Annotated in this window: 12 protein-coding genes; 7 read left to right on the top strand and 5 right to left on the bottom strand. The window is 72.6% G+C overall.

Going from position 1 to position 12,655, the window contains the following annotated elements:
- Positions 1 to 22: 22 nt before the first annotated feature.
- Positions 23 to 1,420: a metallopeptidase TldD-related protein gene (locus AB0G17_RS29680; RefSeq protein ID WP_361389439.1), complete on the bottom strand. Its 1,398-nt coding sequence runs from the start codon at positions 1,418 to 1,420 to the stop codon at positions 23 to 25.
- Between the two features lie 115 nt (positions 1,421 to 1,535).
- Positions 1,536 to 3,068 carry a TldD/PmbA family protein gene (locus AB0G17_RS29675; protein WP_361389436.1) on the bottom strand — a complete coding sequence of 511 codons (1,533 nt, stop codon included), beginning with the start codon at positions 3,066 to 3,068 and terminating at the stop codon, positions 1,536 to 1,538.
- A gap of 186 nt (positions 3,069 to 3,254) precedes the next feature.
- On the opposite strand from AB0G17_RS29675, the gene fabG reads away from it, so the two are divergent.
- The 3 genes from fabG (at position 3,255) to AB0G17_RS29660 (ending at position 5,927) form a co-directional block, all read left to right on the top strand.
- Positions 3,255 to 3,971 (top strand): 3-oxoacyl-[acyl-carrier-protein] reductase, encoded by a 717-nt coding sequence (fabG, locus tag AB0G17_RS29670; protein ID WP_101387674.1) that lies wholly within the window; start codon positions 3,255 to 3,257, stop codon positions 3,969 to 3,971.
- 4 nt (positions 3,972 to 3,975) lie between these two features.
- Positions 3,976 to 4,743 carry an enoyl-ACP reductase FabI gene (fabI, locus tag AB0G17_RS29665; RefSeq protein ID WP_361389433.1) on the top strand — a complete coding sequence of 256 codons (768 nt, stop codon included), beginning with the start codon at positions 3,976 to 3,978 and terminating at the stop codon, positions 4,741 to 4,743.
- Between the two features lie 758 nt (positions 4,744 to 5,501).
- Complete coding sequence (locus AB0G17_RS29660) at positions 5,502 to 5,927, top strand: hypothetical protein (protein ID WP_361389430.1); 426 nt, start codon at positions 5,502 to 5,504, stop codon at positions 5,925 to 5,927.
- 64 nt (positions 5,928 to 5,991) lie between these two features.
- Here the strand turns inward: AB0G17_RS29660 and AB0G17_RS29655 are convergent, their stop codons facing one another.
- Positions 5,992 to 6,666 carry a FadR/GntR family transcriptional regulator gene (locus tag AB0G17_RS29655; protein WP_361389427.1) on the bottom strand — a complete coding sequence of 225 codons (675 nt, stop codon included), beginning with the start codon at positions 6,664 to 6,666 and terminating at the stop codon, positions 5,992 to 5,994.
- A 90-nt stretch (positions 6,667 to 6,756) separates the two neighbouring features.
- Here AB0G17_RS29655 and AB0G17_RS29650 point away from each other — a divergent pair, with 90 nt between their 5' ends.
- The 4 genes from AB0G17_RS29650 (at position 6,757) to AB0G17_RS29635 (ending at position 9,144) form a co-directional block, all read left to right on the top strand.
- Entirely contained in the window at positions 6,757 to 8,052 is a 1,296-nt protein-coding gene (locus AB0G17_RS29650; protein ID WP_361389424.1) for an MFS transporter, read from the top strand.
- A gap of 4 nt (positions 8,053 to 8,056) precedes the next feature.
- Entirely contained in the window at positions 8,057 to 8,173 is a 117-nt protein-coding gene (locus AB0G17_RS29645; protein ID WP_361389421.1) for an SGM_5486 family transporter-associated protein, read from the top strand.
- Positions 8,174 to 8,341: 168 nt separating this feature from the next.
- On the top strand, positions 8,342 to 8,548 hold the full coding sequence (locus AB0G17_RS29640) for a hypothetical protein (RefSeq protein ID WP_361389418.1): 207 nt from the start codon (positions 8,342 to 8,344) through the stop codon (positions 8,546 to 8,548).
- 77 nt (positions 8,549 to 8,625) lie between these two features.
- The gene (locus AB0G17_RS29635; protein WP_361389415.1) at positions 8,626 to 9,144 is read left to right on the top strand and encodes a histidine phosphatase family protein; all 519 of its coding nucleotides are present in this window, start codon (positions 8,626 to 8,628) and stop codon (positions 9,142 to 9,144) included.
- Between the two features lie 84 nt (positions 9,145 to 9,228).
- Here the strand turns inward: AB0G17_RS29635 and serB are convergent, their stop codons facing one another.
- Both serB and AB0G17_RS29625 read right to left on the bottom strand, forming a co-directional pair.
- On the bottom strand, positions 9,229 to 10,485 hold the full coding sequence (serB, locus tag AB0G17_RS29630; RefSeq protein WP_361389412.1) for a phosphoserine phosphatase SerB: 1,257 nt from the start codon (positions 10,483 to 10,485) through the stop codon (positions 9,229 to 9,231).
- A 449-nt stretch (positions 10,486 to 10,934) separates the two neighbouring features.
- Positions 10,935 to 12,551, bottom strand: a complete 1,617-nt coding sequence (locus AB0G17_RS29625) for a streptophobe family protein (protein ID WP_361389409.1) — start codon at positions 12,549 to 12,551, stop codon at positions 10,935 to 10,937.
- Positions 12,552 to 12,655 lie beyond the last annotated feature (104 nt).

The following is a 12,655-nucleotide window of genomic DNA, read 5'->3' as shown; positions in this document are numbered from 1 at the left end:
GTGCGCAGCCAGTCTATGGGGGTCAGACGCCCTGGCTGACCGAGCTCATGTTGAAGTCCGGCACCCGAAGCGCCGGCATCGCGGCCCGGGTGAACCAGTCGCTCCACTCCCTCGGCAGGGTCTTCTCGGTCCGCCCGGCCTCGGTGGCCCGCGACAGCAGGTCCACCGGCGACTCGTTGAACCGGAAGTTGTTGACCTCCCCGACCACCTCGCCGTTCTCGACGAGGTAGACGCCGTCCCGGGTCAGCCCGGTGAGCAGCAGCGTCGCCGGGTCCACCTCGCGGATGTACCAGAGGCAGGTCAGCAGCAGGCCCCGCTCGGTGGCCGCGACCATCTCCTGGAGCGAGCGCTCGCCGCCGCCCTCCAGGACCAGGTTGCCGATCGACGGGGTCACGGGCAGCTGAGTAAGCCCGGCGCTGTGCCGGGTGGTGATCAGCCGCTCCAGTTTCCCGTCCCGCATCCAGTCGGTGGGGGCCAGCGGCAGGCCGTTGTCGAAGACGGAGGCGTCGTCGCCGGAGGAGTGCGCGAGCTGGAAGGGCGCGCACTCCAGGCCCGGCTCGTTCGGGTCGCTGCGCAGCGTCAGCGGCAGCCGGGCCAGCTTCTCGCCGAGCCGGGTGCCGCCGCCCGGCTTGGAGAACACGGTCCGGCCCTCGGTGGCGTCCCGCGCGTTCGACGACCACAGCTGGTAGATCAGCAGGTCGGCCACGGCGGTGGGCGGCAGCAGCGTCTCGTACCGGCCCGCGGGCAGGTCGACGCGGCGCTCGGCCCAGCCGAGCCGGACGGCGAGCTCCTCGTCGAGCGCGCCCGGGTCGACGTCCTTGAAGTCCCGCGTGGAGCGCCCGGCCCAGGCCGAACGCGCCCGGTCCGGCGACTTGGCGTTGAGCTCCAGCGTGCCGGTCGGCTGGTCGTGGCGCAGCCGCAGGCCCGTCGACGTCCCCAGGTACGAGGAGGTCATCTCGTGGTTGGCGAAGCCGTACAGCTCGCGCCCGCCCGAGCGGGCCCGGGCGAAGGCCTCGCCGAGGGCGGGGGCGAAGTCGGTGAAGACGGCCGAGGAGGTCTCGGCGGGCGCGTCGGTGAAGTCGGCCGCCACCGGCACGCCCTCCACCAGCGGCTGGGCGTCCTCGGCGGGCCCGGCGCCGCGCGCCGCCGCCTCCGCCGCCCGGACCAGCGGCTCCAGGTCGTCGGCGGTCACGGCGGACCGGGACACGACACCGGAGGCGGTGCCCTGCGCCCCGTCGACGGTCGCGATGACGGTGAGGGTGCGGCCGCGGGTCACGCCGTTGGTGGTCAGCGCGTTGCCCGCCCAGCGCAGATTGGCGGAGGAGTGCTCGTCCGCGATGACGACGCATCCGTCGGCGGCGGACAGCGCGAGCGCCCGCTCGACGATCTCGTGCGGCTTGACGGTCGTACGGGAACTCATCGCCCGGCCTCCTGCGTCGTGTTCAGACTGTGCTTTCCCGGGGCCTGTGACATCAGCAGCTGCCGCTGCGGGCCCCCGGACCCACAGCCGGGGGCGGTGCGGCGCATTCCGCGAGTCATCGGCCCGCCTCCTGCGTCGTGTTCAGAATGTTCACGCCCCGGAACAGGGCCGACGGGCAGCCGTGGGAGACCGCCGCCACCTGGCCCGGCTGGGCCTTGCCGCAGTTGAAGGCGCCGCCCAGGACGTACGTCTGCGGGCCGCCGACCTTCTCCATCGAGCCCCAGAAGTCGGTCGTCGTCGCCTGGTAGGCGACATCGCGCAGCTGGCCCGCCAGCCTGCCGTTCTCGATGCGGAAGAACCGCTGACCGGTGAACTGGAAGTTGTAGCGCTGCATGTCGATCGACCACGACCGGTCGCCGACCACGTAGATGCCGCGCTCCACGCCGCCGATCAGGTCCTCCGTGGAGAGGCCGCCCGGGTCCGGCTGGAGCGAGACGTTGGCCATGCGCTGGACCGGGACGTGGCCGGGGGAGTCCGCGAAGGCGCAGCCGTTGGAGCGGCCCAGGCCCGTCAACTTGGCGATACGGCGGTCGAGTTGGTAGCCGACCAGTGTGCCGTCCTTCACCAGGTCCCAGGACTGGGCCTGGACGCCCTCGTCGTCGTACCCGATCGTGGCCAGCCCGTGCTCGGCGGTGCGGTCGCCGGTCACGTTCATCACCGACGAGCCGTACGTCAGCTTGCCCAGCTGGTCGAAGGTGGCGAACGAGGTGCCCGCGTACGCCGCCTCGTAGCCGAGCGCCCGGTCCAGCTCGGTGGCGTGGCCGATCGACTCGTGGATGGTCAGCCACAGGTTCGACGGGTCCACCACCAGGTCGTACCGGCCCGCCTCGACGCTCGGCGCCCGCATCTTCTCCGCGAGCAGCGCCGGGATCTGCTCCAGCTCGGCGTCCCAGTCCCAGCCGGTGCCCGTCAGGTACTCCCAGCCGCGGCCCGCCGGCGGCGCGAGCGTGCGCATCGAGTCGAACTCGCCGGTCTCGCCGTCCACCGCGACCGCGGTGAGCTGCGGATGCAGTCGCACCCGCTGCTGGGTGGTGACCGTGCCCGCCGTGTCCGCGTAGAACTTGTTCTCGTGGACGGTCAGCAGCGAGGCGTCCACGTGCGCCACCCCGTCCGCCCGCAGCAGCCGCTCGCTCCACTCGCCGAGCAGCGCGCTCTTCTCCTCGTCCGGTACGGAGAAGGGGTCGATCTCGTACGAGGAGATCCAGGTCCGGTCGGCGTGCACCGGCTCGTCCGCCAGCTCCACGCGCTCGTCGGAGCCCGCCGCCGCGATCACCCGCGCCGACAGCTTCGCCATGGCCACGGCCTGCGAGGCCACCTTGGCGGCGGCGTCCATGGTGAGGTCGACCCCGGAGGCGAAGCCCCAGGCGCCGCCGTGCACCACCCGGACCGCGTAACCGAGGTCCGTGGTGTCGGACGAGCCCGAGGGCCGGGCGTCGCGCAGCCGCCAGGCCGCGCTGCGCACCCGCTCCAGGCGGAAGTCGGCGTGGTCGGCGCCGAGCGCGCGGGCCCGGGCGAGCGCGGCGTCGGCGAGGGCCCGCAGCGGCAGCGCCGTGAAAGCTTCGTCGAGGGAATGAGTCCCAGATGGCACAGCTGTCTCCCTGTCGTGTGAGACCGGTCGCCCCGATCATGTCGCGGTTCGGGGCCGCCTGCCTATCCCTTTCTGTAGGGACCCCACAGCGCTTTCCGTACGCCACTGTCACAGGTCGATTCCCCGTACAACGGCCGGTACCGATAGTTTGCGGAAGTACGAAACCGCTATCGAAAGGGTGATCCGTTGAGCCGCTCGGTTCTCGTCACCGGAGGAAACCGGGGCATCGGCCTCGCCATCGCCCGCGCTTTCGCCTCCATGGGCGACAAGGTCGCGATCACCTACCGCTCCGGAGAGCCGGACGCCCTCCAGGAGGAGGGGTTCCTCGCCGTCAAGTGCGACATCACCGACGCCGAGCAGGTGGAGCAGGCCTACAAGCAGATCGAGGAGGCCCACGGGCCCGTCGAGGTGCTCGTCGCCAACGCCGGGGTCACCAAGGACCAACTGCTGATGCGGATGTCCGAGGAGGACTTCACCTCGGTCCTGGACACCAACCTCACCGGCACCTTCCGGGTCGTGAAGCGCGCCAACCGCGGCATGCTGCGCGCCAAGAAGGGCCGCGTCGTCCTGATCTCGTCCGTCGTCGGTCTGATGGGTTCGCCCGGCCAGGCCAACTACGCGGCCTCCAAGGCCGGTCTCGTCGGGTTCGCCCGCTCCCTCGCGCGCGAGCTGGGCTCCCGCAACATCACGTTCAACGTCGTCGCACCCGGTTTTGTCGACACCGACATGACCAAGGTGCTCACCGACGAGCAGCGCACCTCGATCCTTTCCGGGGTGCCGCTGGGCCGCTACGCGCAGCCCGAGGAGATCGCGGCAGCGGTCCGCTTCCTCGCCTCGGACGACGCCTCGTACATCACTGGTGCCGTCATCCCGGTTGACGGCGGATTGGGCATGGGTCACTGATCACATGAGCGGAATTCTCGACGGCAAGCGCATCCTGATCACGGGTGTGCTGATGGAGTCCTCCATCGCCTTCCACGCGGCGAAGCTGGCCCAGGAGCAGGGCGCCGAGGTCATCCTGACGGCCTTCCCGCGCCCGACCCTGACCGAGCGCATCGCCAGGAAGCTCCCGAAGCCCGCCAAGGTCATCGAGCTCGACGTGACCAACCAGGAGCACCTGGACCGGCTCGCGGGCCTGGTCAAGGACGAGCTCGGCAGCCTGGACGGCATCGTCCACTCCATCGGCTTCGCTCCGCAGGACGCCCTCGGCGGCAACTTCCTGAACACCCCCTTCGAGTCGGTCGCGACCGCCATGCACGTCTCGGCGTTCTCACTGAAGTCGCTGACCATGGCGTGCCGCCCGCTGATGAGCTCCGGCGCCGCGGTCGTCGGTATGACCTTCGACGCGCAGTTCGCCTGGCCGCAGTACGACTGGATGGGCCCGGCGAAGGCGGCCCTGGAGGCGACCTCCCGCTACCTCGCCCGCGACCTGGGCAAGGAGGGCATCCGCTGCAACCTGGTCTCGGCGGGCCCGATCGGCTCCATGGCCGCGAAGTCCATCCCGGGCTTCTCGGACCTGGCGGACGTGTGGAACACCCGCTCCCCGCTGGAGTGGGACATGTCCGACCCGGAGCCGGCCGGCCGCGCCATCGTGGCCCTGCTCTCGGACTGGTTCCCGAAGACGACGGGCGAGATCGTCCACGTCGACGGCGGCGTGCACATGATGGGTGCGTAGGACGCCTGACGGCGTCAGGACCGGTGTGGGGCGCGTGGCTCTCGGTGAGAGCCTCGACGGCCCCGCCCGGCTCACCGGACGGAGTCCGGTGCAGCCCCGCGAAGCCTGTGAGGCCCCTGGGCCGAGCAGTGCGAGTGGGGCGTCGAGGAAGAGGTCGACGGGCGAGATCGTCCACGTCGACGGCGGCGTGCACATGATGGGTGCGTAGGACGCCTGACGGCGTCAGGACCGGTGTGGGGCGCGTGGCTCTCGGCGAGAGCCCCGACGGCCCCGCCCGGCCCACCGGACGGAGTCCGGTGCAGCCCCCGCGAAGCCTGTGAGGCCCCTGGGCCGAGCAGTGCGAGTGGGGCGTCGAGGAAGAGGTCGACGGGCGAGATCGTCCACGTCGACGGCGGCGTGCACATGATGGGTGCGTAGGACGCCTGACGGCGTCAGGACCGGTGTGGGGCGCGTGGCTCTCGGCGAGAGCCCCGACGGCCCCGCCCGGCTCACCGGACGGAGTCCGGTGCAGCCCCCGCGAAGCCTGTGAGGCCTCTGGGCCGAGCAGTGCGAGTGGGGCGTCGAGGAAGAGGTCGACGGGCGAGATCGTCCACGTCGACGGCGGCGTGCACATGATGGGTGCCTGAGCCTGCTGACTCCTACGGCCGTCCTCCCTCCGCTCGCGCGGACGGAGGGCGGCCGTCGTGCGTGTCGGGCCACTTCCCCGCAGACTGATCGAAGCGGACAAGTCGGGCAGTCGCCGGGGAGGAGGTGGGGCGGTGCGGCCCTTGCGCACGGCCGAGCGCCGAGTCGTCGCCCTGGTGGCGCTCCTGCTCACGGCCCTCGCCGCACTCGCGGGCCCCTCGGTGGTACGGGCCGCCACCTCGGACGACCCCGCCCCGGTCGCGCCGGACGAGCCCTTCGGGGCCGACTGCCGCACCTTGGTACGGGGCTCGCACGTCATCGCGTACTGCCACAACCCGTACCCCGACGCCGACCGGGTGCGGCTGCACACCGAGTGCGCCCGCTGGTGGGACATCGACGCCGACGCGGCCCCGGTGGAGGTCGCGCCCGCGCAGACCGTACGGCTCACCGACCGCTGCTGGAAGGAGGTGCGGGCGGTGTGGGTCACCCATGAGAAGCCGGGGGCGCCGCCGACGCCGGAGCACCGGCGTGGCGGGGTGCCGAGCACTCCCACCCCCTAGGGGCACGGGCGGCGCGACCAGCCACGGACCACCCGCAGCCGGAAGCCCCCGCGCGGCGAAGCACTCAGATGCGGTCGCTCAGGCAGACGAACGCATGGCCCGCGGCCTCCGCGGCAGCGGACTCCGCGTCGCCCGCCCGGATCGCCTCGACCAGCCGGGCGTGGTCCACGTGGTTCTCCGGCCGCAGCTCGCGGCCCACGTCGTCGCGGAGCCAGTCGCGCAGGAGGTCGCCGAGGTCGGCGTAGAGCCCGGTCAGGACGTCGTTGTGCGAGGCGGCGACGATCGCCAGGTGCAGCGTGGCGTCGGCGGCCACGAACGCCTCCGCGTCGCCCGACTCCCAAGCCTCCTCGCGCCGCGCGAGCAGCGCGTCCAGCTGGGCCAGATCACGTGGCGTACGCCGTTCGGCCGCCAGCCGGGCCGCCGACGACTCCAGGGTGGAGCGCAGTTCGGCCACATGGCGGGGATCGGCGTCCGCGAAGCGCCGGTGCATCACGCCCGCCAGCTCGCTCGTCGCGACCACGTACGTGCCCGAGCCCTGGCGGATGTCGAGCAGCCCGTTGTGCGCGAGCGCCCGGACCGCCTCGCGGACCGTGTTGCGCGCCACCCCCAGCTGTTCGACCAGCTCGGGTTCGGTGGGGATGCGCGATCCCACCGGCCACTCGCCCGAGGTGATCTGGTTGCGCAACTGCGCGATCACCTGGTCGGCGAGGGCGGACCGCCGGGGAGAGCTCAGCGCCATGCCGCTCCTTGTAGTGAGAGTCGCCCAGAGTCTATGAGGGCCGCACAGGGGATTGGACAACCAATCATCCCATGATTCTATGATGGGCCCATGGCCGACGACGAGACCCGCACACTGAGCCCCGCGCCGAGCGCCCCCACCACCCCCGCTGCCCCTGCCGCCCCCTCGGGCGCGGGCGGCGGTGCCTGGACGACCCGCCTCGTACTCGTCGGCCTCGTCCTCGCCGCGCTCAACCTGCGCCCCGCCATCACCAGCCTCGGCGCGCTCTTCGAAGAGGTGCGCGACGGGCTGCACATGAGCGGCAGCGTCGCCGGTGTCCTCACCTCCGTACCGCCGCTCTGCTTCGCCGTCTTCGGCGTCTTCGCCCCGCGCCTCGCCCGCCGCTTCGGCCCCGCCGTCGTCGTCTGCGCGGGCCTGGCCGCGATCGCCGCGGGCCTGCTCCTGCGGCCGTTCGTCGGCGGCACCCCCGGCTTCCTCGCGGCCACCGCGCTCGCCCTGATGGGCATAGCCGTCAGCAACGTGCTGATGCCGGTGATCGTCAAGCGGTACTTCCCGGACCGCGTCGGCTCCATGACCGGCCTGTACTCGATGGCCCTCGCGGCCGGCACCGCCCTGGCCGCCGCCGCCACCGTCCCGGTCACCGATGTGCTCGGCGGCAGCTGGCGCACCGGCCTGAGCATGTGGGCGCTGCTCGCCGCCGTCGCCGTACTGCCGTGGCTGCTGCTCGTCCGCGACCGCTCGGACCGGCCCGCCGGACAGCCCTCGGCCGCCCGCGAGGAGGCGGAGGCCCCGGCCTTCAAGATCGCCCGCAGCCGTACCGCCTGGGCGCTCGCCTGCTTCTTCGGCCTCCAGGCCACCGCCGCGTACATCACGATGGGCTGGATGCCGCAGATCTTCCGGGACGCCGGGGTGTCCGCCGGGACCGCGGGCGTCCTGCTCGCGGTGACCATGGTGATGGGTGTGCCGCTCGCGTTCGTCATCCCGCGCGTCGCCACCCGGATGCGCAACCAGGGCCCGATCGTCGCCGTCCTCGGCGCCTGCGGCCTCGCCGGTTACGCGGGCCTCTACTTCGCCCCGGCCGCCGGCGCCTGGGCCTGGGCGCTGCTCCTCGGCATCTCCAACTGCGCCTTCCCGCTCGCCCTCACCATGATCGGGATGCGTACCCGGACCGGCACCGGCGTGGTGCGGCTCTCCGCCTTCGCCCAGTCCACCGGGTACCTCATCTCCATCCCCGGCCCCACCCTGGTCGGCGCCCTCTACGACAGCAGCGGCGGCTGGGGCCTGCCGATCGCGCTGATGGCGGGCCTGATGGTGCCGCAGATCGTGGTCGGTTCACTGGCCGGCCGGGACCGGACGGTGGAGGACGAGGCGGGGATGCGAGACTGAACGCATGCCTGTGCTCGACCCGAACCCCCAGAACGGTCAGAAGAAGCTCCTCTACGTGCTCGGCGCGATGCTGGCGATCACGGTCGTCATCGCCGTGATCGCGACGATCGCATCGCCCTGACCTGCGCCGACGCACCCCATGGTGGTGCTGGCCCCCCTAACCCCTAGGGGGGAAAGCCCCGGGGTAAGTGGGTGGGTCACCCGATGGGCTCCGGGCGCCCCCTTCCGTAGGTTCGAAGTACGTCAGCGAGACCACGTACTTCACCGTTACGGATTTACGGAGGCGGCCATGTCGGCCCGTACGCACACCCGGTCCACCCAGCCGGCCACCGGCCGCGCCGACTTCCGGCTCCCCTGGTGGGGCGTCGCGCTCCCCACCCTCGCCTTCATCGTGCTGCTGGTGCTCATCACGGGCTCGCACGACGCCGAGGCCGCCGGTTCGCACCCCGCTATCAGCCACCTCATGGACCGCGTTCAGCACTCGCTGTCCCGGTGAACACCCTTGTCAACCCAGGCGCGAGAGCTCGCCGGGACCCTGCGCCTGATGGCGTGATCCGTGCGAAGCTGTTGAGCATGAGCGTCGACACACCCCGCAGGATCGTCCTCCTCCGGCACGCGAAAGCCGACTGGCCCCAGGTGTCCGACCACGACCGGCCGCTCGCCGACCGCGGACGCACGGACGCCCCGGTGGCCGGGCGCAGGCTCGCCGAGACCGGAATCGCCTTCGACCTGACTCTCTGCTCGACCGCGGCCCGTACCCGCGAGACCTGGAAACTGGCTGTGCAGGAACTGCCGCACCGCCCCAGGACCGTGTACGAGGAGCGGCTGTACGAGGCCTCGCTCGGCGAGCTGCTCGCCCTCCTCAACGAGACGCCGGACGACGTCGACAACGTCCTCCTGGTCGGCCACAACCCCGGGATGCACGCGCTCGCCGACGCGCTGGCGGGCGAGTCCGAGGGGGACGCGCTGCCGCGGATGAACCGCAGCGGCTTCCCGACCGCCGCGTTCGCCGTGGTGGCGTTCACCGGCTCGTGGAAGACGGTGGAGCACGGCGTCGGCAGGCTGACGGACTTCTGGGCGCCGCACGCGTGAGCCGTACGTACGCGAAAAGGGGCCCCGGGGCGGCGGAACGCCACCGGGCCCCTTCTTCTTCGCCTTCTTCTTCGCCGTACGTGACTAGTGGGGCAGGTCCGCGAGGCCGTCGGCGGCCTCGACCTCTTCGCGGGTGATGCCGAGGAGATAGAGGACGGTGTCCAGGAACGGCACGTTCACGGCGGTGTCGGCGGCCCGGCGGACCACCGGCTTGGCGTTGAACGCGACGCCCAGACCGGCCGCGTTGAGCATGTCGAGGTCGTTGGCCCCGTCGCCGATCGCCACGGTCTGGTCGAGCGGTACGCCCGCCTCGGCCGCGAACTCGCGCAGCAGCCGCGCCTTCCCGGCCCGGTCGACCACGGCTCCGATGACGCGTCCGGTGAGCTTGCCGTCGACGATCTCCAGGGTGTTGGCGGAGGCGAAGTCGAGGCCGAGCCGCTCCCGCAGGTCATCGGTGACCTGGGTGAACCCGCCGGACACCACGCCGACTTGGTAGCCGAGCCGCTTGAGCGTACGGATCAGGGTGCGCGCGCCGGGGGTGAGCCGTACCTCGGTGCGGACCTTGTCCACGACGGAGGCGTCCAGCCCCGCGAGCAGCGCCACGCGCGCGTGCAGCGACTGCTCGAAGTCGAGCTCGCCCCGCATCGCCTGGGCGGTGACCTCGGCGACCTTGTCCTCGCACCCGGCGTGCGCGGCGAACAGCTCGATGACCTCGTCCTGGATGAGCGTGGAGTCCACGTCCATGACGACCAGCCGCCGGGCGCGGCGGTGCAGCCCCGCCGAGACGACGGCGACGTCCACGCCCAGGGCCGCGGCCTCGGTGGCCAGCGCGGTGCGCAGGGGCTCGGTCTCGGTGCCGGAGACGGCGAACTCGACGGCCGTCACGGGGTACTTGGCGAGCCGGAAGATACGGTCGATGTTGCCGCCGGTCGCGGTGATCCGGGCCGCTATGGCCGCCGTGGACTCGGCGGTGAGCGGGTGCCCGAGCACGGTGACGTGCGAACGCCCGCTGCCGCGCGGCCGGTTGTCGCCGGTACCGGAGATGATCTCGGCCTGGAGCCTGAGCGACTCCGCCCAGCTGTGCACGGTGGCCCGCAGCTCGCCCTCCGTACTCACGGTCGGCTCGGTGACGAGCGCGCACAGGGTGATACGGCCACGGGTGACGACCTGCTCGATGTCGACGACGTCGACGGAGTAGGCGGCCAGGGTGTCGAAGAGCCCGGCCGTGATCCCCGGCCGGTCCTTGCCGAAGATCTTGACGAGCAGGGTCGGCATGTCCGCGCCCGGGAGGGCGGCGTCAGGGTTCTGACCAGCGGGGCGAGGGGGCTGAGAAGCGCTCATGGTGCTCCCACCGTATAGGCCCCCGCCCCGCCCCCGACGCCCTGTCCCGCCCACCGGACAGCTGTGTCACGCCCGGCCACCAGAATGACAACGGAGCGAAACGTCCTGGTCACTCAGGGGTGGGACGCGCTGTGCCGGTCCCGGGGCGCCGGGGGGTGCGGGCTGGGCCGTCGGTTGGGTGCGGGTCCGCTTGGGCTGGTCGCGCCCACGCGGCGGAGCCTCCCGCCCCCAAAGATGCGGGGTGCAGCGAGCCGTACCCCCTTAAGGGGCGCGGGGAACTGCGCGACCAGCCCCCACCGGTCCGCAGACCAACGGGGGCCCGGGGCGAAGCCCCGAGGGGGTGCGGGGGCGCAGCCCCGCCGAGGGGGCCGGGGGCGTAGCCCCCGGGAAACACACCTCCACCCCCACCCACCCCCGGAGGGTTTAGGGAAGGGGCGGGGAGGGGCAACTCACGGCCGTTCCCCCGGCTCCCGCAGATACGGATTCGTCTCGTCCCGCGACGGCCGATACACCGGCGATGGCGTATACGGCCCACCCCGCCCGTACACCTCCCCCGCAGAAGGCACCCCCGCAGAAGGCACCCCCGCAGAAGGCCCCCCCGAAGACGGCCCCCCCAAAGCCGGCCCAGGCCGGCCCCGCACCGCCACCCGCCACCCCGCAGCCCCCACCCCGTACGCCAAAAGCCCCCCGAGGCCCCCCGCGAGCGCCCCCCACGCCGCCCCCAGAACCACCGCCACCCCCACACGCCCGTGCAGCTCCACCCCCGCCCCGAACGCGTCGAACCCCAGCACGGACAGCGACGCGTCCGCGGACACCCCCGTCAGCCACACCATCAACGGCAGCGCACCCGCCGAGACCACCCCCAGCGCCAGCGCACACCGCCCCGCGAACGCCCCCGCCGACACCCCCCGCACCGGCGTACGCGCCGCCGCGAGCACCCCCGCGTACAGCATCATCACGCCCGTGGCGAGGGCCAACAGCCAGACGCGCCCGTCCAGTTCGGCCAGCCGCCCCAGGCTGACGCTCCGGTCGTCCTTGAAGCCGAGCAGCTTGTCCAGCGGGTCCGGCAGCACCTTCACCAGCCCCCCCGTGGCATGGCCGCTCCACGGCACGAACAGACCGAGCGGCAGGGCCAGCCACACCCCGTTCGGCGCGCCGAGCAGCGCGGCGCCCGCGATGCGCCGGGGGTGGGCGTCGCCCACCATCGCGTACGCGGCCGCCGCGAGCCCCGCCACCACCGCCACCAGGACCACCGCGACCAGCGCCGACGCGGCCGGCCGCACGGTCCGGTGCACCCACTCCCAGCCGCGCGGCAGCGGCGAGCGCCGCGAGGCGAGCAGGGCGATCAGCAGCACCCCGAGCACCCAGAACACCGCGCCCGCCAGCGAGTCCGCCGTGTTCACGGTGAAGCCGACCCGCGCCTTGGCGTCGGCGAGCCCGGCCAGCCGGCCCGGCAGCAGCCCGCCCAGATCGCCCAGATCGCCCAGGTCCCCGAGCCCGGGGATGGACACCCCGCCGCCGCCCGGTGACTTCCCCGGGTCGAGGCCGAGCGAGCTCCCGTCGATGGTGACCAGGTCGTGGCCGGCCCACGCGAGCCCCGCCACCACCCCGACGAACAGCACCACCACCCCGCCCGCCCGCGCCGCGAGCTCCGTTCCGGGCAGCACCGCGCCCGCCGCCCGCAGCGAGCGCAGGAAGAAGAACGCCAGCAGCACCGCCCCGGCCAGCGACACCCCCAGTGGCGTGATATCGACGGCCGTCCTCGCCTGAGCGCCCGTCAGACCGAACGCCGAGACATCGCCCGACGGCGTGACCGAGCCGCCCGCACCGAGCACCACCATGGCCGCCGTCATCGGCCCCAGCGCCCCGGCCGCATCGGCCCCGAGCAGATGCAGCCCGAGGGCCGCCACGCCCGCCATCCCGACCAGCGCCCAGCTGACCGAGGCGACCGAAGCCAGCAGCACATCGACCCAGGGAAGGGCGCCGGACGCCCCTCCCGCCCCGGTCGCACCCGGGGCCCCGAGCCCCTCGGAGGCCTTCTTCCCGCCCCTGTCGCCCTTGTTCATCAGGCCCCCCGGGATTGGTCCAAGTTGTCCCATTCGCGCATGATCCGTGCGTAGTCATGGGTGCTTACTACTTTCCGGGCGCGTTTCTCCTGAGTCAACGGCGC

It is taken from the genome of Streptomyces sp. NPDC023838 (genome assembly GCF_040639555.1).
Classification (GTDB): domain Bacteria; phylum Actinomycetota; class Actinomycetes; order Streptomycetales; family Streptomycetaceae; genus Streptomyces.
The sequence above is the reverse complement of the archived record's forward strand: the minus strand, read 5'-3'. Positions and strand labels throughout refer to the sequence as shown.